This is a genomic window from Acidiferrobacter sp. SPIII_3, from assembly GCF_003184265.1.
GTDB lineage: Bacteria > Pseudomonadota > Gammaproteobacteria > Acidiferrobacterales > Acidiferrobacteraceae > Acidiferrobacter.
Genome location: NZ_CP027663.1, coordinates 2,985,080 through 3,004,900 on the forward strand (window position 1 = coordinate 2,985,080; position 19,821 = coordinate 3,004,900).

Annotated in this window: 18 protein-coding genes and 3 pseudogenes; 10 read left to right on the top strand and 11 right to left on the bottom strand. The window is 62.8% G+C overall.

Annotated features, from left to right (window positions below; genetic code table 11):
- Positions 1-498: 498 nt before the first annotated feature.
- Together C4901_RS15165 and C4901_RS15170 are read right to left on the bottom strand one after the other, a co-directional pair.
- Complete coding sequence (locus C4901_RS15165; protein ID WP_168185760.1) at positions 499-903, bottom strand: DNA-binding protein; 405 nt, start codon at positions 901-903, stop codon at positions 499-501.
- A gap of 174 nt (positions 904-1,077) precedes the next feature.
- Positions 1,078-2,106 carry an IS630 family transposase gene (locus tag C4901_RS15170; RefSeq protein ID WP_110138045.1) on the bottom strand — a complete coding sequence of 343 codons (1,029 nt, stop codon included), beginning with the start codon at positions 2,104-2,106 and terminating at the stop codon, positions 1,078-1,080.
- 30 nt (positions 2,107-2,136) lie between these two features.
- Here C4901_RS15170 and C4901_RS15175 point away from each other — a divergent pair, with 30 nt between their 5' ends.
- From C4901_RS15175 to C4901_RS15190, 4 genes and pseudogenes are all read left to right on the top strand, one after another.
- Positions 2,137-2,784 carry a DUF4338 domain-containing protein gene (locus C4901_RS15175; RefSeq protein WP_110138046.1) on the top strand — a complete coding sequence of 216 codons (648 nt, stop codon included), beginning with the start codon at positions 2,137-2,139 and terminating at the stop codon, positions 2,782-2,784.
- A 152-nt stretch (positions 2,785-2,936) separates the two neighbouring features.
- Positions 2,937-3,398 (top strand): helix-turn-helix domain-containing protein, encoded by a 462-nt coding sequence (locus tag C4901_RS15180; RefSeq protein WP_110138047.1) that lies wholly within the window; start codon positions 2,937-2,939, stop codon positions 3,396-3,398.
- 4 nt (positions 3,399-3,402) lie between these two features.
- Positions 3,403-3,975, top strand: coding sequence for a PIN domain-containing protein (locus C4901_RS15185; protein ID WP_110138048.1), 573 nt, complete (start codon positions 3,403-3,405; stop codon positions 3,973-3,975).
- Positions 3,976-3,994: 19 nt separating this feature from the next.
- Positions 3,995-4,875: pseudogene (locus tag C4901_RS15190) on the top strand (hypothetical protein); the annotation flags it as partial.
- Between the two features lie 25 nt (positions 4,876-4,900).
- On the opposite strand, the gene C4901_RS15195 reads toward C4901_RS15190, so the two are convergent.
- Positions 4,901-6,208, bottom strand: coding sequence for an RNA-guided endonuclease TnpB family protein (locus tag C4901_RS15195; RefSeq protein ID WP_110138049.1), 1,308 nt, complete (start codon positions 6,206-6,208; stop codon positions 4,901-4,903).
- Between C4901_RS15195 and tnpA (C4901_RS18920) the strand changes: the two genes are divergently transcribed.
- The 3 genes and pseudogenes from tnpA (C4901_RS18920) to C4901_RS19590 all read left to right on the top strand — a co-directional run.
- Entirely contained in the window at positions 6,207-6,551 is a 345-nt protein-coding gene (gene tnpA / locus C4901_RS18920; RefSeq protein WP_110138050.1) for an IS200/IS605 family transposase, read from the top strand. The genes C4901_RS15195 and tnpA (C4901_RS18920) overlap by 2 nt on opposite strands.
- Entirely contained in the window at positions 6,500-6,910 is a 411-nt protein-coding gene (tnpA, locus tag C4901_RS18925; RefSeq protein ID WP_205736062.1) for an IS200/IS605 family transposase, read from the top strand. The genes tnpA (C4901_RS18920) and tnpA (C4901_RS18925) overlap by 52 nt, the downstream gene beginning before the upstream one ends.
- A 442-nt stretch (positions 6,911-7,352) precedes the next feature.
- A pseudogene (locus tag C4901_RS19590) lies at positions 7,353-8,650 on the top strand (ISAzo13 family transposase); the annotation flags it as partial.
- Positions 8,651-8,920: 270 nt separating this feature from the next.
- Here the strand turns inward: C4901_RS19590 and C4901_RS18270 are convergent.
- The 7 genes from C4901_RS18270 to C4901_RS18995 form a co-directional block, all read right to left on the bottom strand.
- Positions 8,921-9,223 (bottom strand): hypothetical protein, encoded by a 303-nt coding sequence (locus tag C4901_RS18270; protein ID WP_205736063.1) that lies wholly within the window; start codon positions 9,221-9,223, stop codon positions 8,921-8,923.
- A complete protein-coding gene (locus tag C4901_RS15225; protein ID WP_110138053.1) occupies positions 9,223-9,444 on the bottom strand; it encodes a type II toxin-antitoxin system Phd/YefM family antitoxin in 222 nt (73 codons plus the stop codon). The genes C4901_RS18270 and C4901_RS15225 overlap by 1 nt, the downstream gene beginning before the upstream one ends.
- 285 nt (positions 9,445-9,729) lie before the next feature.
- Positions 9,730-10,137, bottom strand: coding sequence for a hypothetical protein (locus C4901_RS15235; protein ID WP_110138055.1), 408 nt, complete (start codon positions 10,135-10,137; stop codon positions 9,730-9,732).
- Positions 10,134-12,452, bottom strand: a complete 2,319-nt coding sequence (locus tag C4901_RS15240) for a nitric-oxide reductase large subunit (RefSeq protein WP_110138056.1) — start codon at positions 12,450-12,452, stop codon at positions 10,134-10,136. The genes C4901_RS15235 and C4901_RS15240 overlap by 4 nt, the downstream gene beginning before the upstream one ends.
- Before the next feature lie 310 nt (positions 12,453-12,762).
- Complete coding sequence (locus C4901_RS15245) at positions 12,763-15,129, bottom strand: DEAD/DEAH box helicase family protein (RefSeq protein ID WP_110138057.1); 2,367 nt, start codon at positions 15,127-15,129, stop codon at positions 12,763-12,765.
- A 164-nt stretch (positions 15,130-15,293) separates the two neighbouring features.
- A complete protein-coding gene (locus C4901_RS15250; RefSeq protein WP_110138058.1) occupies positions 15,294-15,614 on the bottom strand; it encodes a hypothetical protein in 321 nt (106 codons plus the stop codon).
- 349 nt (positions 15,615-15,963) lie between these two features.
- A complete protein-coding gene (locus C4901_RS18995; RefSeq protein ID WP_304529288.1) occupies positions 15,964-16,653 on the bottom strand; it encodes a prepilin-type N-terminal cleavage/methylation domain-containing protein in 690 nt (229 codons plus the stop codon).
- 477 nt (positions 16,654-17,130) lie between these two features.
- On the opposite strand from C4901_RS18995, the gene C4901_RS18735 reads away from it, so the two are divergent.
- Complete coding sequence (locus tag C4901_RS18735; RefSeq protein WP_240611781.1) at positions 17,131-17,337, top strand: hypothetical protein; 207 nt, start codon at positions 17,131-17,133, stop codon at positions 17,335-17,337.
- Positions 17,338-17,735: 398 nt separating this feature from the next.
- Here C4901_RS18735 and C4901_RS19595 read toward each other — a convergent pair.
- Positions 17,736-17,870: pseudogene (locus C4901_RS19595) on the bottom strand (type II toxin-antitoxin system MqsA family antitoxin); the annotation flags it as partial.
- A gap of 486 nt (positions 17,871-18,356) precedes the next feature.
- Here C4901_RS19595 and C4901_RS15265 point away from each other — a divergent pair.
- Both C4901_RS15265 and C4901_RS15270 read left to right on the top strand, forming a co-directional pair.
- On the top strand, positions 18,357-18,719 hold the full coding sequence (locus tag C4901_RS15265) for a DUF6516 family protein (protein WP_110138060.1): 363 nt from the start codon (positions 18,357-18,359) through the stop codon (positions 18,717-18,719).
- Positions 18,716-19,066: a transcriptional regulator gene (locus C4901_RS15270; protein WP_110138061.1), complete on the top strand. Its 351-nt coding sequence runs from the start codon at positions 18,716-18,718 to the stop codon at positions 19,064-19,066. Before C4901_RS15265 ends, C4901_RS15270 begins: the two co-directional genes overlap by 4 nt.
- The last annotated feature ends 755 nt before the right edge of the window (positions 19,067-19,821 follow it).

Genomic DNA, 19,821 nt, shown 5'->3' on the forward strand with positions numbered 1-19,821 from the left:
GTCATTATACATATAACGTGCATACCTTCACAAGATTGTATTTAGATGGCCCCGGATGGCCCTTCAAGGTTTCTTCCGTCCAGTCGCGCTACCGGCGCCCTTCGCCTCATCCAGCCGCTCCCGCAGATCCGTCACGCGGGCCGTGAGGACGGCGGCCTCCTGCTCGGCCTGGATGCGCCCCTGACGCTCCCGCTCCAGGTCCGCGCGTAGGGACGTGATCTCCGCTCGGCCTGGATGCGCCCCTGACGCTCCCGCTCCAGGTCCGCGCGTAGGGACGTGATCTCCGCCTCCAGGCGGGGTAGGCCTTCCAAGCGAAGCGCGGCCTTCGCTAGCTCCACGCGTCCAGCCAAGACCATCCGCTCTGGCGTCAGTTCATTCGCTCCCTGGAGTCGTCATCCCGAACCGCGCGTGATCGCATTCGCCATCGAGAGGGGCTTACAGATTCCGAGAGATCTTTCCGCGTGCATGATCCAGAAAGACGCGGAACTTGGGGATCATTCACACCTTGGCCGCGGCGATCTCGCCCTGCATGAAATCGAGGAGCGCACGCTTTAGGGCCGGCGGCAGCGCCAGATCCACCGCCGTCCGGCGCTCGTGGGCGCCCCGCCACTCCTGCAGGAGCTTATTGATGGTCCCCATGCTTCCGCCGCCGACCCAGATTGCGCTTGCACCCCACCCGTACCCGTGGACGCCGAGCTTCACAATCTGGCCGTCTTGGATGGCCGCGCCGTTCCCGGCGCACATCGGGCAGTCGGGGAAGGCCATGCCGAGGCTCAGGCTGACACCGCGCCCGCGGACCGTGCCCATCACCACGCGGGGGGCATGGTAGCCGTCGGCACTCCACGGGTTCTGACTGTAGCCGATCTGCCAGCCCTGGCCGGAGATCGCCAGGCCTGGGGTCACGGAGGTCGCCGAGCCGCCCACGGCCGAGGTTGTGGCCTCCGTTACGGTCGGGCATGGGTAGCCGCCGTTCGCCGCCGGTGTGCATCCGGACCACATCAGCTGGCTGGATTCCCCACCCGACAAGCTCTGTTCGCCGAGCCAGCCGATCTTACTAATCAGTACATATATTAGAGACTATAGCTGCGCAGCATAGCGCGTCTCCGGATGCCGAAAGAATGATCGCACCATCTCCGGGGTCTTTTGCAGATGGCGCAGCCGGCTGATGAGTGCCCGCAGGAGGTCCCTCGGGCCGTGCACGAGCGTACGGGCCACGCCGTTGTTCTTCACGTCATTCCAGACGAGCTCATCCGGATTGAGTTCAGGGGAATAGGGGGGCAGGAAGAACAATCGGAGTTTTCCCTTGAGCGACGCGACAAACGTTGTGACCCTCTTGGCGCGATGCGAGGGGTGTCCATCACAGATAAGGAAGATCTTGCGCTGGCTGCCCTGCACGAGGCGCTTCAAGAACTCGATGAACACACGGGCGCCCACGCCCCCGCGTACCACCATAAAGCGCAGCTCTCCGCGCGGACTCACGGCCGAGATCCTGTTCAAGGCAAAGCGCGCCCCGGTGACCCGCACCACCGGCGTTTCGCCCTTCTTCGCCCAGGTGGTCCCGCTAGGAAAGTCCGACCGGACCCCGGATTCGTCTTCGAAGAAGATCTCGGCCTTCGCGCGCCGGGCTTCCGCCCGGATCTTGGGATACTCCTCCTTCAACCAGCGCGCCACCAGGGAAGCATCCTGCTGGTAGGCGCGAAAGAGCGGCTTCTGGCCGCTAAGCCCCAGTTGCGCCAAAAGCCGTCCCACCGACACCAAGGAGAGCTTTACCGAGAAACGCCGGGCAATGAGGGTACGGATCTGGGCCCGCGTCCACAGCGCGAAGGGGAGCTTCAGCTGGAGGGGGTTTTTCAGGGTCACGGCGTCGTAGATCCAACGCATCTGCTTGGCATTGAGGCGCTTGGGGCGGCCCATGGCCTTGCGCGCGCGCAAGGCATCCCATCCTCCACTGCGATACGCCGCCAGCCAGATGAAGATCCGGTTCGTGTAGAGCCCCATGTCCCGCGCGACGGTCGTGGGCGCCTCGCCCGCCTGCACCCTTCTCACCGCCTCGAAACGGATCTCTTCGAGTTTGGCGTGATCGATCTTTCTTCCGTCGACTCGCATGAGGCAATCATATCATATGGTCTCTAAGATATGAACTGCTTAGTAAGACCCCGCTCGACATCGCCGACCCGGGCCACCGACCCGCAACCGGAACTGCGACAACCCGTCCACGAGTTGCCCGCGTTGGCGTTTCAGCCCGTCGTGTCGCGCACGGACTCGCGCTTGTGGAATGCCTACATCCAGCGTTATCACTATCTGGGCTTTAGCCCGCTGCCCGGGGCGCAAATCCGCTACTTCGTCACCGCCCAGGAACGGCTGGTGGCGCTCTTGGGCTTCGGGGCCAGTGCCTGGCAAACGGCACCCCGTGATCGCTTCATCGGTTGGACCCCGCAGCAACGGCAAGACCGGCTCCATCTGATCGTGAACAACGGCCGCTTTGTGATTCTCCCATGGGTGCGCTGCCCGGGATTGGCCTCCCAGATCCTCGGCCGCGTCGCCCGGCAGTTGCCCTCGGATTGGCAGACCCGCTATGGCTATCGCCCGGTGTTGTTGGAGACCTTCGTCGAAACCCCTCGTTTCCGGGGGACCAGTTATCGGGCGGCCAACTGGATCCTGGTGGGCCAGACGCAGGGTCGTGGCAAGTTGGGGCCGGCCAAGAAAATCAGTGTGCCCATCAAGGATATCTGGTTGTATCCGCTCGCGCGCAACTTCCGGCAGATTTTAACGCAGCAATCGTAGACGTAATCACCGATTACTTACCGATTGTTTACGTGTGATCTCGCCAACTTGTTGATTTGTATTAGTGCCAGCCTGACGTTTCGGTTATTGCGATTGCGCTTATTTCGTTTATAATAGGTTCCATCGAACTTTGACCCGATGAGGAGACCTCCATGAACGCTCCCGCTATCTCCAAAACACTGCCCTCCGAAGAGGACATCGCGCTCGCCCGGGAGTCGAGCCGTGTGCTGTCGACTGTGCTCCAGACCCGCGCCGAAACCCAGCAGATCGACTTCCATGACGACAAGGGAGCGGTGCGCGCGGTGCGCATCCCGACCTCGGCGCTGCGTCTGCTCCTGGAAGTCCTGACCGAGATCGGCCAGGGCAACGCCGTGTCGATCATTCCGATCCACGCTGAACTGACGACCCAGGAGGCGGCTGATGTTCTCAACATCTCGCGCCCCTTCCTTGTCCAACTGCTGGAGAAAGGCGACATCCCGTTCCACAAGATCGGCACCCACCGTCGTGTCCGCTACCAGGATGTGATCACCTACAAGAATCGCATCGATGCCGAGCGTCGCAAGGCCCTGGATGAGCTGGCAGCACAGGCCCAGGAACTCGGCATGGGGTACTGAACGGATGAGTTCGCGCTTCACCGTCGTCTATGACGCTTGCGTCCTCTATCCGGCACCCCTGCGCGATCTGCTGATGCATCTGGCGCTGTCGGATCTGTTCCGGGCGCGCTGGAGCGAACTGATCCACGATGAGTGGACGCGCAATGTCCTGGCCAGCCGACCTGATTTGACTCAAGACCAGTTGAACCGGACGCGCCACCTGATGAACGCCCACGTTCGGGACAGTTTGGTCACCGGATTCGAATACCTGATTCCGTCGATCAATCTGCCCGATCCGGACGACCGCCATGTGGCGGCGGCTGCCATCCACTCCGGCGCCAGCCTGATCGTGACCTTCAACCTCAAGGACTTTCCGGCAGAGGTGCTCAAACCCTACAACCTCGCGGCTCAGCATCCGGACGACTTCATCGTCGATCTCCTCGACCCGCATCCAGCAGGCGTACTGGAGGCCGCAGCCAGTCATCGGCGCTCACTGAAGAACCCGCCCAAGACGGCGGACGGATATCTGGACATCCTGCTGGCGCAGGGCCTGACGCAATCGGTGGCGCTGATGCGCCAATGGACTGTGGCCATGTGAAGGGCCGAAGGGAGAAAGCATGGGCAAGAAGACCCTGACCAACGTGTACTGCCTGCTGGAGATGATCGAGAAGGCGCAGGTCGACAACCTCAAAGCCTTCAGCGGGCTGCACGGATGCGAAGCGGTGGCTCGGGGGTTCGCTGGTCGCAGGACGTCGACGCCATCCCGGCGGTCCTGGCCGGACACGTCAGGCACCTCCGTAAAGAACAGCGCGACCCGGCTGAACGCGAATCCCTGCGGGTATTGCGTCTCGCATCGCCGCGCGGCGCGGCCATCCTCACCACCGTCGCAGATCAATTCAATGACAACGAGCTGGTCGACATGTTCTTGTCGCAAAACGGCGGCGAGATCGGCCGTTCAGTCTGGATGCGCACCCATTCCGATGATTCGGCGCGGCTGTTCGACGTGGCCGGGTCGATCCTGAACACCGGCGACCTTTGCGGCAACAAGCGGCTGCACGATGCCTTCGACGTGCCTTGTGACGACGCGCCGCCGTTCATCTGGAGCGACACCGTCAAGAAGGAGCTGGAAACCCAGCTGACGACCGCGATGCGCCTGACGGAGCCCTGCGAGGTCATCCACGTCCCGCTTGACGATGAAGACGGGAACGGCGACACCCAGACCGTCCACTACCTGGTCGTCCGCTTTACCGGTGAACAGGTCACGGCGGTGCAGGTGATCAATCGTAACCGCCGCAGTTTCTGCTACTTCTCGGCGCGCGATGCCACACTTATCTATGCGCCCCATCGCAAGATGGTCGAGGTCTATGCGCATACGCTCTCCACATGGGCGCCGCTGGCCAACGTGCTGTCCAAGCACGGCTTCAAGCTGCCGCTGTCGAACCGGCCGCTGGACCGTTCGCGCCATGACCTGTCCCGTTTCGCGCTGCCGCTCAAAGAGTCGCGATGAACTGCTCCCGCCAAGCCTAGACAGCTATGGCGTGAGTTTCGTGCTCATTGCCGGCCGAATGGCCGGTCGTCGCGGTGAAACCTCCACCGCTCCACACCTCGGACGGTTCCCGCCCGGACAACCTCGCATCTAGCCAACGCAACAACACCCATGCCGAGTTTTCATCTCGACCACAGGTCACACCGCAATGCGGACACTGGTGCTGCCGGTCCGAGAGCTTTTTCTTCTCGTTCGGCAGCTGCCCGCATCCACATTGTGGGCCGCATGGCCCATGACAGCGTTGCGTGGGTTTGATCTCCCGCGTCGGCGCCTCCTCATACCAGGACCCAGCCTGTTCCGCTTTGGTCCGGGTCATCTTGAGAAATGCCGCGGGGGAGGCGGCGTGAATCTCGCGGTTGAGGCCCTTTTTATGGGCACCACCGCCATGCACCATGTTCTTGACCGCCAATGTCTCGGTACCGATGGCACCGAAGCGTTTCACCAGTCCTGCACTGGTCTGGTGCAGAAAGTCCTGGCGCTGCCGCGCCACCTTGGCGTGCAGCCGGGCCAAGTGCGAGATGGCATGGCGCAGGCTGACCGATACCGGAAAACCCTTTTTCCGGCCAGTCCTTTCCTGCGCCATGCGAATTTTCCGCGACACCTCTTGCCCGAGACGCTTCAATTCCGCTAACTGGTTCTTGAGGCGTCTGGGATTGGCAACCGTTTCGATCCCCATCGGGGTGGCGAGGGTCAAGAAGTCCGTCAGGCCCCAGTCAAAGGCGCCGATGGCGGTGCCGCGCTCTCGCTGTATGGTCTCGATCTCCAGGGTCACGGAGGCGTACCACTTGCCGGCCTTGTGCAAGATCTCACAGGTCACAGGCGTGCCGGTCGTGCGGGCCCGGCCGCGCATCGGAATGTGTCCGACGCCTTGGAGATACAGCTTGCCGTGGACGCTGTTCTCGCCGGCGTGCAGTCTCCAGCCGTCGCCGTGGGTCTTGTAGCCCCAGCCGGGATAGCGACGGAGAGACTTGAAGCGCGGGAAACCCGGCGTGTCGCCATTCTTCACCCGCCGGAAGAAGGCCTGAAAGGCTAGGTGCAGGCGCTTGAGCGTGACTTGCTCGGATTGGGCGTTCAAAGAGGCAAGACCGGCGCTGATGCGGCGCCATTGGGTCAGCACTTTACACTGGTCGGCAAACGATAATCCCTTGCCGGTTTCCTGGTACACGCGGATGCGTTCTTCCAGCGCCGTGTTATACAACCGCTGATGCAAGCCCCGCATCGTCTCCAGCCGCTCCGTTTGGGTGGCGTTGGGATAGAGGCGATACATGACTTTGCGATAGGGCATGACGTCATTCTATTCGGCCACCATGACCCCGCAAACCCTCGGAAACACCGGGCATCAGAGTATTGATAATCGGAACTATCATTTGGTTCTGGTCACGAAATATCGCCGCAAGTGCATGACTGGCCCCATGCGGGACCGGCGGGAGACCCTTGGCCGTAACACGGCGGCAAAATGGGAGTGCAAGGTGCTGGAATTCAACGGTGAAGCGGATCATGTCCATCGGCTCCTGGCCCTGACGCCCAAGGTGTTGCCATCCGCCGCCGTAACACGGCGGCAAAATGGGAGTGCAAGGTGCTGGAATTCAACGGTGAAGCGGATCATGTCCATCGGCTCCTGGCCCTGACGCCCAAGGTGTTGCCATCCGCCTTTGTGAATAATCTCAAAACGGTCACGAGTCGCTTGTTGCGCAAGGAATTTGCCGACCATCTGAAGCGGTATTACTGGAGCAAGCCCGTATTCTGGAGTCGCAGTTATTGCATCCTCACCGTGGGTGGTGCGCCACTGTCCGTGCTCAAACAATACATGGGCCATGCGGCCCACAATGTCAAACACACTGTCCGTGCTCAAACAATACATGGGCCATGCGGCCCACAATGTCAAACAGCAGGGACGGCCGGAATGATCACCCGTTGGGCGCTAGCGCCGCTCATTGCCGGCCGAATGGCCGGCATTGCCGGCCGAATGGCCGGTGCCACCCCCTGAACCGCCGCGCGGTTACAGGCGGAGCACTGCGGCGCTTTCTGGTAGTAAGGTCATCCGCGCCGGCCGGCGCAACCTATCGCGGTTGCTGGGTTTGGTTTTTTTGGCTATACGACAGGGCTTGAGCGTCATGATTGGTGGCCCATGGCCGCCTCACTATTAAGCTTTACCCTGATTGAGTACGCCGCCGTTTCGATCTTAGGCATCGCGTGAAAATAACTTGACCAAGTTACCGGGAAGTGATCTCATGCGTCTATGCCTAATCAGTCGTCGCTACGACAGATCAAAACGCGCTACGGCGCGCTCGGTCCTTTGATGGACGAACGCATGCGTCGGCAATGGGCGGCCACGGAAGCGCAGACCTACGGTTGGGGAGGATTGAGTGCCGTCAGTGCCGCCACGGGGCTCTCGCGCAATACCATTCGTAAAGGGTTGGCGGAGACGCATGCGTCGGCAATGGGCGGCCACGGAAGCGCAGACCTACGGTTGGGGAGGATTGAGTGCCGTCAGTGCCGCCACGGGGCTCTCGCGCAATACCATTCGTAAAGGGTTGGCGGAGATCGCGGCGCGCAAAAAGAACCCTCGAGCCAAAGTGACATCCCGCGTGCGCGCGATCGGCGGCGGGCGCAAACGCTTGACCGAATCCGATCCGGGATTAACGCAAGCACTGGAGCGTCTGGTCGATCCGATGACGCGGGGAGACCCCATGTCGCCCTTGCGTTGGACCTGCAAGAGTACGAGCAGTCTGGCGGAAGCCCTTACTTTACAGAAACACCCGATCAGCGCCTGGTCGGTGGGCACCTTGCTGAAAGCGGCCGGGTATAGCTTACAAAGCAACCGCAAAACGAAAGAAGGCGGTTCCCACCCGGATCGTAATGCCCAATTTGAATATATCAACGCCACTGTGCGGCGCTTTCAGCAAAGCGGTCAGCCGGTGATCTCAGTGGACACCAAGAAAAAGGAGGCCGTCGGTCCCTTCAAAAACGGCGGACGCGAGTGGCAGCCCAAAGGCGAGCCAGAAGAAGTCGATGTGCACGACTTCCCAGACCCGCTGCTGGGTAAGGTCGTTCCATATGGGGTATTCGACCTCAGTCAGAACGAGGGTTGGGTCAGTGTCGGCATCGGTCATGATACGGCGCAATTCGCGGTCCAAGCCATCCCCAGACCCGCTGCTGGGTAAGGTCGTTCCATATGGGGTATTCGACCTCAGTCAGAACGAGGGTTGGGTCAGTGTCGGCATCGGTCATGATACGGCGCAATTCGCGGTCCAAGCCATCAGCCGGTGGTGGCAGAAGATGGGTCGTAAGCGTTATCCCCATGCCCAAAAACTCTTGATCACCGCCGATGGGGGCGGTAGCAACGGCAGCCGCTGCCGTTTGTGGAAGGTGGCGTTGCAGGAGTTGGCCACGCATTTGGGTATCCCGATCCATGTGTGTCATTTCCCACCGGGCACCAGCAAGTGGAACAAGATCGAGCATCGCATGTTCTGTCATATTACCCAGAACTGGCGGGGCCGCCCCTTGGTGAGCCACGAAGTCATTATCAACTTGATTGCCAATACGACCACACAAGCTGGCTTGAAAATCCGCGCCGAACTGGATCGTGCCCATTATCCTGTGGGTATCAAGGTTACGGATGCGGAACTCAGTTACGGATGCGGAACTCAGTGCGCTCAATCTCAAGCTGGGCCCCTTTCACGGCGACTGGAACTATGCCCTCTTTCCGGTACTGAAGGGAAAATAATTGATCAACTTATTTTCACGCGACACCTTAGGAGACCGTACATCATGAGCGCAATCACCACAACGCAGTTATGGATTGGCCTAGGGTGGGTTACTCTCATCGGCGTGGGCGGGCTGGTACTGGCCTGGATGAACCATCGCGGACACAGACATAAGTAATATGTCGGTGGCGTGTCGCGAACGTCCGCACGTCACCGATAATCACCCCGCCAGCCACCCCGTTACAGACCGCGAAACTCGTTCCAGCGGTACCGACCCCGAAGCCCCTCAGTCACCAAACCATCCTCCGTGGACAAGCCGCTTGCAACGCATGTTTTGAATCGTCACCGTGACGCCATTTGCTCCAATTTTTCTCCACTTGCTCCACTCGCCAACGACATCGAACGACATCGAACGACATAATAAACTGCTGTTTTAAAAGATATTCCTCTGTAAGCCCCTGAGCGAAAAACCGTAAAAATTGCACGGACAATACCAATTCTCGGGCCTTCTCGCACCATGCCAAGACGACGTCGGTACCTGGTTCATAGAGGTAGCGTTTGGCAAAGACCGACGAATCGAAGTAGACGCGCATCAATCCCCGCGCTCTTCCCGAATCATGCGCGCGATCTCCCTCCCGCCAATGGCGAACGGACGTGCCGGACGCTGCTTCCAAGAGGGCGATTGCGGGGAGATGGGGTATATTTCCGCGATCGGCTTGCCATGACGCGACACGCGCACAGCCTCCCCTGCCTCAACCCGATCAAACCAAGCCTTGGCATGGTTGCGCAATTCCGTAAATGGGATTTCCATCATGACCCATGCCCTCATGGTTATGGACATGGCAGTGTACCTAATGCCAACGCCCCGGGCGATCTCCGTGGCTCACCGTGGCAAGGCTCAAAGCGATCGCGGACGTCACCTCCTATCGAGGTTCGGGGTCGGTAATGCTTGCGCGCGCCGATCTGGCGCGACGGCCGGGTCGATGGTCCAGACCATGGCGAAGACTCGCGCCTCGACGCCGCTTGCCCATGCCGGGCGATGAGGACCTCAAACGAAAAGGGGCCCCGAAGGCCCCCTTCCGCACCACAAGTGATGACCTTACAGCAGCATGCCGGTCGGCCGATAATGACACGCCGCGGGGAAATCGAGGGCCCCCGCGCCATGCCCGCCTCGCACCCGGCAATGGATCGCGCCGCCTTCCACCACCGCCGTAAGGCGCGCGCCCCTGACGAGGGCGGGGACGCCGGGATCGGCGGGGATGGTCACATGGACCACACACCGCCCGCCCTGCGCCACGACCCGCGCGGTAAGCCCGCCGGAGGACACCGTCGGATCCTGGCAGGCGCTGCCGGCGCGAGTGAGCGCGGACCGTGCCAATGCCCAGGCGGTGCCGGTCTCGGCGCGCGCGGCATCGGTATCATGCGCGGGTATGACGACCGACAGGCCGATCGAGAGCGCGGTCACGCCAACCAGGGCCGCGAGACCCCATCCCCATGCCGATTTCATAGCGACCTCCTTGGCGCCGGGGTCAAGCGACCGCCGGCCGCCGCCGGTGATTGACGGCCCCACAGGACCTTGAGCTTGCGCACGATGTCGACCGCGAGCAAGAGGGCGCCGGCCGAGAACACGATGTCTCCCGGCATGCGCAACCACTGGTAGGTCGTGGTGGTGTTATAAAAGCTCAGACTGCGCGCATAGGCATAGCCATGCTCATACACGGCGGCCAGTTGCCGAAAGCCGATCGGCCAGAAGTTCAAGGTTAGCCACAGCGCCATGCCGGCATTGAAGAGCCAGAACGCGGTGGCCCCCATGGTCTCGTCCCAGGGGCCTTCGCCATTCATATAGCGCAGCGAGAAGTACACGAGGCCTATGGCGATGAGACCAAAGGCCCCGAACAAGGCCGTGTGGGCGTGCGCGAGTGTCAGGAAGGTACCGTGCTCGTAATAATTCACGAGCGGGGCATTGATGAGCCCGCCGCCGAACACGCCGGCGCCCACGAAGTTCCAGAACGCCGAGCCGATGACGTACTTATAGGCCAGCGCATGCGGGAAGTCCTTCTGGGACCGGATCAGGTCGCGCTGCTCGATCAGGGCCTCGATCACGAGCAGCACCAGCGGCAGGACCTCGATATAGGAAAACAGGCTGCCCACCGACAGCCACATCCCCGGATCGCCGACCCAGTACATGTGATGGCCGATGCCATCGTCCCCGCCGAGGAACACGAGGATGGTCTCGAACAGGATCGCGATCAGCGTGGTGCGCCGCGACACGAGCCCCAGGGCCATGAGGAAGTAGCCGGTGACCGCCACCACGAAGAGCTCGAAGGCCTGCTCCACCCACAGATGCACGACCCACCAGCGCCAGAAGTCGGTGATGGTGAAAGAGCTCGCGATCGAGGTCACGGGGATCATGCCGAATACATACAAGAGCGCGATGTTGACCGTACTATAGAAGAGGATGTGTTCGACGCTCAGGAATCCCTTACGCGCCTTCAAGGCCGGCCACATGGCCCGTCCCACGAGCACACTCCAGAAGCTGAGCCCGGCAAAGAGTCCCATCTGATAGGCGCGCCCGAGCTCGAGATAGGACAGGCCCTGGTTTCCGAACCAGAACCAGGAACCATGGGTGAACCAGCCCTTGATGCCGGCATAGTCCCCGAACAGTCCCCCGACCACGATCGCCACGGTGGCGACATACAAGAGATCCACGAGCCGCCCCTGACCCTTGGGCTCCCCGCCGCCGATCATGGGCGCGATGAAAAGCCCCGCCCCTATCCACGCAAGCCCGATCCAGAGGATCGGCAGCTGGATATGGACGCTGCGCAGGAACGCGAACGGCAAGATCCGATCGAGCGACAGGCCGTAGAAGTTCGCGCGCTCCGCATAGTCATGGGCCATGAGGGTACCGGCGGCGATCTGCACGAGAAACAACGCGGCGACCGTCACGAAGTACTTCCCGGTCTTGCGCTGGCTCTCGGTGAGCGGCGGGAAGCCCGCGATCAGGACCTCGCGCGGCGAGCGATCCTCGGTGTGGATGTAGCGGTAGAAGAGATAGATGACAGCCCCCGTCGCGAACATCACCCAGGCAAACGAGATCCACGTCCAGATGAAGGTCGGGGTGGTCGGGGTATTGCCCTCGGTCGGCGCATACGGCCAGTTGTTGGTATAAGAGAATGTCCGCCCGGGGCGGCGCGCGATCGTGGTCATGGCGCTGTAGATCAAGAAATCCGCCAGGTGTTGGGCCTTGGCATGGTCGAAGCCGCCGGGGCGCGTCCAGCCGTGGGCAAAATGGTTATGGAGGAGCTCACCCACGGCGCGCGTGCGCACCTCGCGCACGGCCTTGGCGAGCGCCGCCGGCAACGTCACCCGCGCATCGCGCAAGGCAATGCCTTGCAGGTCCTCGCGCATCCTGGCGCGCACGGTGTAGCGCTGCCCCACGGTGAGGGCGCGCAGGCTCTTGCCGTAGCGTGCCTTGGCAAGCGCCTGCTCGGTGTGCCGCCCCAGGGCGTGCAGGAACTGCGCGGTGTAGTCCTCCCCGAAATACGACCCCATCCCATAGATGCTGCCGTAATCCATGAGATCGGCCTCCTGGAACGCGGCCTTGCCGGCCACCACATCGTGGCGCGTCATGAACACCTGCCCCTGGGGGTCCAGGAATCGCCCTGGCAGGGGCGGTACTTGGCTGTAGGTGACGAAGGTCCCGTAGATCAGGATGCCGACCGTGACGACGAGCGTCAGCAGGAGGGCGATTTTGAGATTGCGGATGACGACGTCATGCGTCCCGTCGTCCCCCGATCCCGAAAGCGTCTGCGAACTCCTCATGATACCTCCTTGAAGTGGACGTCTTGCGATCCCGGACAGGACCGGGATACGGCCGGCATTATGAGAAGTCGCTAATATGATTCGACTTGACCGCGGTCAAGAGTTGTTGATTTATTTAGTCAGGATTTCGCGGGGTCTATTGGGGGTTTTACGGGCACCGAACCCCCGAAAATGCGTGCCAGAGGCCTTTCGGGCCCACCCGACAAGGGCCGGTCGGCCCCCTCCGAACCCGCCACCCTGACCTCCCGAGACCACCCCTCCGGCGCTCGGCGGCGAGGGTGCCTCCCCTCCCCCGACCCCGGCGATGTCCTTACCCTTCGGGATCGCAATCGGCGTCCGCCGGCGGCTCGCGCAGCCGATAGCCCATGGCCCGATAGCCCCGCCGCCGCTTGGCCCACATGCGGCCGAGGGCCGGATGGCCGGTATCGACGAAGTCCACGATCCGGACGCGTGTTTTCATCGGATGCGCCCTATGCAAGCGCCCCGCGTATTGCTGCAGGGTCCCGCGCCACGACACCGGCATGGCCAGGACCAGGGTATCGAGCGGCGGGTGATCGAAGCCCTCGCCCACCAGGCGCCCGGTGGCGAGCACAACACGCGCGGCATCGGCAGGCAACGCCTCGAGCGCGGCGAGCGTGGTCACGCGCGCCTTCCTCGACATCCGTCCGTGCAACACGAAGAGCGGCGCCACGCGCGCCCTCAACTCCTCGGCCAAGGCCTCCAGATGATCCGAACGCTCGGTGAGGACAAGGGTCTTGCGGCCGGCCGTAAAGGCCCGTTCGACCGCGATGGCGATCGCCGCGCTCCGGTCGCGGTCGTGCGCCAGGAGACGAAACACGTCCTGGATGCCGGTCTCCGGTGAAAGCGGGCCGCGCATCTCCCAGATCCTCGGAATGACCTCGCAATCGGCGGGCGCATCGGAGGATTTCCGGGCCCGATGCCGGATCGGGCCGCACTGCAGGAAGATCACGGGCTCGCGACCATCGCGCCGGATCGGAGTGGCGGTGAGGCCCAGCACGTAGCGCGCGCGGGCGGTCCTTAACACCTCTTCGAAGGAGGCCGCGCTGACATGATGGCACTCATCGACAATGACGTGGCCGTAATGTCCGACCACGGGGTCGATGGCCTCCCGGCGTCCGAGCGACTGCAAGACCGCGACATCGATCACCCCGCGCAGATCATCCTTGCCATCGCCGCGTATCCCGATCGCGCCGTCATCGATCTCGAGAAAGGCCGCCAGGCGCTCGCGCCATTGGTGCAAGAGGTCCGTGCGGTGGACGAGGACCAGGGTATTGACCGCGCGGCGCGCGATCACGGCGGCCGCGACCACGGTCTTGCCAAAGGCGGTGGCCGCGCACAGCACGCCCATGTCCTCGCCCATGACGGCATCCGCCGCCTGTTCCTGATCGGGCCGCAGGCGGCCGGTGAAGCGGCACGATAGGGACTCGCCCGCGAAGCGCTCGTCGCAAAGTTCGCAGCCGATGCCATGCTCCCGCAAAAGCCCGCGCACGGCCTCAAGACAGCCGCGCGGCAGGGCGATATGGCGCGGGAACTTCTCGGCGCAGCCTATGAGGCGCGGCTTGTCCCACACCGACAGGCGCAGGGCCTGGGCCTTGTAGAACTCCGGGTTGGCGAAGGCCGCCAGGCGGATCAGCCGCTGGGTGAGCGCCGGCGTCAGTTCCGCCTTCTCGAAATACAGCCGGTCGGCCATGCGCACCGTGAGCGTGGCCGGCAAGGGCCCGGGCAAGGGGCGGGCTCGGGTCCTGGGTCGCCGCCAGGGCTCCTGTCCCTCCGCGTCTTCGATGAAGGCCACATCGAGGGGGTGGGCACCGCCCGTGGCGCGCAGGATGGTGGACTCGATGTCACACAACCGCATGCGCCTGATGGTCGCGAGATAGCCCCACTGATCGTCATACGGCCGCAGGGACTCGTCCACGAACACCGTGGCGCCGTGCGCGCGCCGGTCCTTCTGCAAGGGGAGCGCGATCAGGTTGCCATAACCGCCCTTGGGCATGGTGTCCTGATTCGGGAACAGCCGATCATACGAATTCAGCTTGAGCTGGCCGGTACGGGCACAGGCCTCGCTGATCAGCGCCACCCCCAGGCGTCGCGCATCGCGCGCCGGCACCGTCCCCTCGAAGAAGATCCAGGCATGCGCACCGGCCCCGGAACGCGATATCTCCAAGGCCACCGGCACATCCATGGCCTTGCAGGCAAAGACGAAGGCGCGCGCATCCTCGCGCCATTGCGCCTCATCGAAATCGACCGCCAGGAGGCCGCAGCTCTCGTCTGTCAGGAGCGGATAGATGCCGACCGTGCATTGCCCGGTGAGGTGCCGATAAAGCACGGCATCCGACAGCGGCACAAGCTCCCGATGGTCGCAGGCCGAGCAGGCCACCTGCGGTTTCCTGCAGATCCCGGGCCGCCACTCGTTGGCGCACGCCGGCGCATAGCCCGAGCGGCCGCCAGCGGCGCTTTCCCAACGCAGTGCATGGACGTCGCTGCGCGCCTGGAAAAGCCCCCGAAAGAGCGCCACCTTCTCGCGCGCGCCGCGCGCCATGCCACCCTCGCGGACATCCCGCCCTAACGGGCGCCACTCGATTCCGTGCGCCTCCAGCAGGCCCTTGAGGCGCGCCACCTCGGCCTCGAGGGCCTCGATCGACATCGTCCGTTTCATCGGAAAGTCCTGTCCGGGCCTTGGACAACGATACCCGCCCTGAACACCGCACTGAAGGGGTCATAAGGGAGCCGGATAGGAACCAAAGGATGAGAGATCGGGGTATGTATCCCGTCACCGCTTCACCGGCCCCACCGATCACGCGCTCGCGCTTGACGGCAGGATCAGTGCGCGAGAGTGAACTCCAGGACCCCAAAACCCACGGACATCAGCGTCACGATGAGTCCACCTAGCCGAACCATCAGGCGGAGCTCCATGCCGGAAAGGCGAAGATCCATTCCGGCAAGGCGCACATCCATGCCCGCGACATGGGTTGCGAGATCATCTATGCGTTTCCCAAGCGCCGCAATATCGCCCTTGGTCGCGAACCCGCGCTCCGACATATCCAGGAACACCGACATATGGGCCTCGGCCTGTGCCTCGGGAACGCCGGCCTGGGTCAGACGCTTGACGAGCGTATAGGTATCCAGCATGTTCGCGCCCATGACGATGCGTACTCCTATTATACCACCGGATTGCGGGCGCACGGACCGGCCCGCGAGGCTGCCATACTATAAATGGCGCACGCCTCGTACCATCCGGAAATTTCCAGGGCATCGGGGTCATCACGACTTGTGCCCGCCGTCCGGGAGGCCCCGGTCCTACGGGCTCGGGCGCTGGCGCAAATCGGGATCAGGAAGGGTGGGTGATCCTCGTTGCATCGTGGGCCGGTGGCGGCCCTTGAATGTCGGGAGGCTGACATCATGCACCCACAGGAAGCGTGGGGTGCATGCCCACGGACCCGGCGACCGCCCATCCCGTGAACCCATCGCGCCCTACCGTAAGGCGCGGCGTCTAGGGCGTAATGGAACCGTTGGAGCCCACTTCGGCATAACAGGCCGCCACCCCCGACAGACAGGGGCTGACGGTATGCCCGGCATTGTCGGTCATGGGAAGGGACGCACTCGACCCGTTGGCGACGATCGCATTAATGATATCCTGACCCAGGGCTGCATCGTTCCCGCAGGTACGGCCCACCCCGACACTGAGATACACCGAGCGCGTGATGCCGGGATTGATCCAGGCACCCGTGGCCGTTGCCAGCGCCTTGGGTCCTTCACCCACGATATCCACTTCCCCGCAATAGGTGGGCGCGGTAAACGTGGTGCCGCTCGATCCGATATAGGCAAAATTGATGGAAGAGGCCCCGCCGGTCGTGGCAAAGGCCACGGGGTCCGTCAAGCGATCACTGAGGACGGGGACCTCGGCCCCCGAGGCCGGCGCGGCCGCCGGTACCCCCTGCGTGTTCCCGAGGGCAATCAGGGTGGCCTGCCCGGCCTGCGCGCCTGAAATGGCATCGGTCACCGCGCTGATCGCCGCGTGGAAATCCTCGGCTACGTCCTGGGCCCTGGCGACCGCGGTGTAGCGCTCATACACCGGGATGGCGATCGCCGCCAGGACACTGATGATGGCAATCACAACCATCGCCTCGATCAAGGTAAAGCCCGCACCCCGCGCGCCCGTCCGCGGGTTCCCGCCCATCATGACCATAAACCCCCACGCCCAGTGCGCCGGCTCACAAGGACCGGCTTTATGGCCAGGACCTTGCAGGATTCATGCTAGACACTGGATTGCCCCCGCCAACAAGGCGCATTCTCCTTATCGAGCAAAGAGATAGGAGCGATTTGCGTAGCCCGCGGAAAGGGCGTGGCAGACACCCTTGCCGGCCGCAGGGGCCGCACTGTGGCAGCCGCGAATCCGCCGGGTGACGGCCAAGGGCCGGTAGCGGCCGGCGCACTCGGGCGCCGCAAGGCCGGTTACTTTGCGCAAGGCTGCGGATCGGCGAACCGCGGGACCCCATGGGCCATCGGTGGCGGGGCCCTTTCGGCTATCGCCCCCGATCAACGTCCGAACCGCCGGACGGTGCTGGCGAATCAAAGATCCGTGGCCGCAGACCTTGGGAATTATCACCAACGGCGCCCGCGCCCCTCATTCGGGTACAACGAACAACCAGCGCCTCGCTTGCGTCTCAGACGACGCAAGGCCGCCTTCACCGGTGCGGGCCGGGGGAACCCCAAGGCCGCGCACGTGGCCGCGTCCACGATCACCGCACGGCCGGCCGACGCCGATCCACGGTGGACGATCCCGGCGTACTGGCCGACGATCTTTTTTACGAGGAATGCCGGCCGCAACCAGATCGTCGCGGATGACCGCCGTGCGCTCACCTGACGAAACGAAGTTGCAGGCCGGCGCACCGACCGGTGCCCCCACCACCACGCAACGGCACAACGTGTCCGGGCTTGCGCCTTGCCACTTGCGCCCGGGCCACCAACTCCCCAGGAATCTTTGCGGGCTGGGTGGAGCCATTCGCAAAATTCACGACCCCGAGATGACTGGCCACGGCGATAGTGGGAGTGAGGGTAGCCACCCCCCAAAGCCACTTTATGGAAGCCATGCGGGTATCCCGTTTGACCCTCGCGGAATGGAGGCCTTGGTTTATTTGCAGGGGGCGGAAATTCAGGCGCGCCTCCTTGCGCCCTTAGTCTACAAGGGGATCGGGGGATTAGGACGGTGAAGACGGGATCGACGACGGCGGCATTGACCTCCTTGGCAAACGCCTTCATCTCGCGCATGACGCGATCCGATTCGCCGGGCTCCAGAATCACCTCCCCGTACACCGGGCAGGACTTGCCCGTCACCGCCGGGATGGTGGTGGTCTCCCCCTTGTAGGTATAAGGCAGGTTGCGCGTGTCGGGGATCAGTTCCGCGCCGCCGCATACAGGACATCGATAGAGCGCCGATCATAATAGGGAAAGGATTCCTCGTTTCATTGCCGTAGACGCGCAAGGACATGCTGGACGGGTTGTTATGGCGAACGAGCCGATCCATCGGAATAACAAGCCGATTTCCGGCGGGAGAGAACGCCATGAAATGTCATGTCTGTGACGGCGGAACGAAGGCGGCGATACCCGATCGGCCATTCCAGAGCCTGGCGGTACTCCAATGCGGCCCGTGTGGGAAGGGCTTGCGGCGAGACGCCGTCATGGCGCCGTGGAAGAGATGCTTCAGGGCGGACCTTTCCATGCAACGGCAAATGGTGCGCTAAGCGGCACGCGGATATTAGCCGCCTACCTTTTGGTTCATCGTCTTATCCTCATCCGACATCGCCCCATCTAGGGACCGCCTTTACCGCCGACAACGGAAATTGGCATTGGGGACGCATATCATCCAGTGATACTATTTTAGGCATGGCGGACCCGACCGGGATCGATACGCTTCTGGAACTGAGCGGGCACGTCCTGGCGCAAGAGGGCGGCTACTGGGTCAAGATCAATGCATGGCGCGTGGAACCGTCGCCCATGATTCCGCGCGGCGTGCGCTATGCCTTGACGTTACGCGACGCGCGCGGGACGCGCGTCATGGGATTCGATAACGCCCACGCACCAGACCCCTCACAGCAAGGGCGATACGCCGGGCGTATCGTGGCGTACGATCACCAACACCGCCATGCCACGGACATAGGCGTCCCTTACGCATTCCGGGATGCCTATGAGTTGATGAAGGATTTTTTCGCCGCCGTGGACAGAATCATACAGGAGAGACAGTCATGAGCGCGATCACGATTGGGATCATGTCGCAGGAGAAGATTCGGGAGCGGGTTTATGCGATTGCGCGTGGGGACTATCGCCCACGGCCGGACGAGCCCAAGGTGTGGTTCACCTCCATGCGGTCTCTCACCGAGATATTGAGCGACGAGAACCGCGCCCTTTTACGCACCATCCTGGAGACTCACCCCGCCTCCATCCGCGCGCTCGCCGAGACCACGGGCCGTAAGGCCGGCAACCTTTCTCGCACGCTGAAGACGATGAGCCGTTATGGGATCGTGCGCCTTGAACGCGACAAACGACAGGTGCGTCCCGTTGTGCAGGCCTCCGAGTTTCACATCATCGCCGCCTAAGGCAATAAAAGGGCTTGGTGGTTTCCGAGACGAAACGCCGTCCCGCCAGGAGACCGCGGGGGATTTTAGAAACGACCGCGCAGGGATACCTCAGCCGTCTTGATGACGGCTGATCCCTCACCCATTCTCGCGATCGCTCGTATACGTTCGCGTTCGGGCGTGCCGGGCACCGCACGCCCTTGGTTTACAGGGTGTCAGGTGATGTAGGGTATTGAAGATCTGCACGACCGTGGATGGCGCAGCGCGGAGGATCTGTATGGAGGTGATCGGACGCGAAGCGTCCGCCACGGGGCTGGGAGCCCGATTCTGTTGGTAATGGGCGAACGTCCCCGCTTTTCATTATTGTGCCGCCGTCAACTACGATCCCGCACACCGTCAACCCATCGCCCTCCGGACACAGTTCCCATCGGCGACGCCGGCCTGCGCCCCCAGTCTCTGCCCCAACCGCCCTCAGGATGGTATCGACATGCCAACCGCCGTGTGGGCTCTCCGTGTGGGTCAGGACCCACCGCGCCACGACGGCCGTCACGCCACGTCCAAGGGCGGCTATGGGCTATGGATCGTAGTGTCGTGGTACGTCCTCGCCGAACAGTCGGATCGCGCGGGGGATAACGTAACTCTCTACCAGCGGTGGCGCCTAAGCCGGCGCTTGTATTCGCTTTCCCATTGGTCGCCTGCCCCGCCGTCGTTGGCTCCCTTTATGACTTTACTCGCCTCGGCTCGGTGTGGGCATTTTGCACAGGCGCCACCCCATA

Bases quoted from the DNA above. Each gene is read 5' to 3' on its own strand.
- C4901_RS15170 (WP_110138045.1), bottom strand. From the start codon at position 2,106: ATGCGAGTCGACGGAAGAAAGATCGATCACGCCAAACTCGAAGAGATC.
- C4901_RS15175 (WP_110138046.1), top strand. From the start codon at position 2,137: ATGAACTGCTTAGTAAGACCCCGCTCGACATCGCCGACCCGGGCCACC.
- C4901_RS15180 (WP_110138047.1), top strand. From the start codon at position 2,937: ATGAACGCTCCCGCTATCTCCAAAACACTGCCCTCCGAAGAGGACATC.
- C4901_RS15185 (WP_110138048.1), top strand. From the start codon at position 3,403: ATGAGTTCGCGCTTCACCGTCGTCTATGACGCTTGCGTCCTCTATCCG.
- tnpA (WP_110138050.1), top strand. From the start codon at position 6,207: ATGACGTCATTCTATTCGGCCACCATGACCCCGCAAACCCTCGGAAAC.
- C4901_RS15195 (WP_110138049.1), bottom strand. From the start codon at position 6,208: ATGCCCTATCGCAAAGTCATGTATCGCCTCTATCCCAACGCCACCCAA.
- C4901_RS18270 (WP_205736063.1), bottom strand. From the start codon at position 9,223: ATGCGCGTCTACTTCGATTCGTCGGTCTTTGCCAAACGCTACCTCTAT.
- C4901_RS15225 (WP_110138053.1), bottom strand. From the start codon at position 9,444: ATGATGGAAATCCCATTTACGGAATTGCGCAACCATGCCAAGGCTTGG.
- C4901_RS15235 (WP_110138055.1), bottom strand. From the start codon at position 10,137: ATGAAATCGGCATGGGGATGGGGTCTCGCGGCCCTGGTTGGCGTGACC.
- C4901_RS15240 (WP_110138056.1), bottom strand. From the start codon at position 12,452: ATGAGGAGTTCGCAGACGCTTTCGGGATCGGGGGACGACGGGACGCAT.
- C4901_RS15245 (WP_110138057.1), bottom strand. From the start codon at position 15,129: ATGAAACGGACGATGTCGATCGAGGCCCTCGAGGCCGAGGTGGCGCGC.
- C4901_RS15250 (WP_110138058.1), bottom strand. From the start codon at position 15,614: ATGGGCGCGAACATGCTGGATACCTATACGCTCGTCAAGCGTCTGACC.
- C4901_RS18995 (WP_304529288.1), bottom strand. From the start codon at position 16,653: ATGATGGGCGGGAACCCGCGGACGGGCGCGCGGGGTGCGGGCTTTACC.
- C4901_RS15265 (WP_110138060.1), top strand. From the start codon at position 18,357: ATGGCGGACCCGACCGGGATCGATACGCTTCTGGAACTGAGCGGGCAC.
- C4901_RS15270 (WP_110138061.1), top strand. From the start codon at position 18,716: ATGAGCGCGATCACGATTGGGATCATGTCGCAGGAGAAGATTCGGGAG.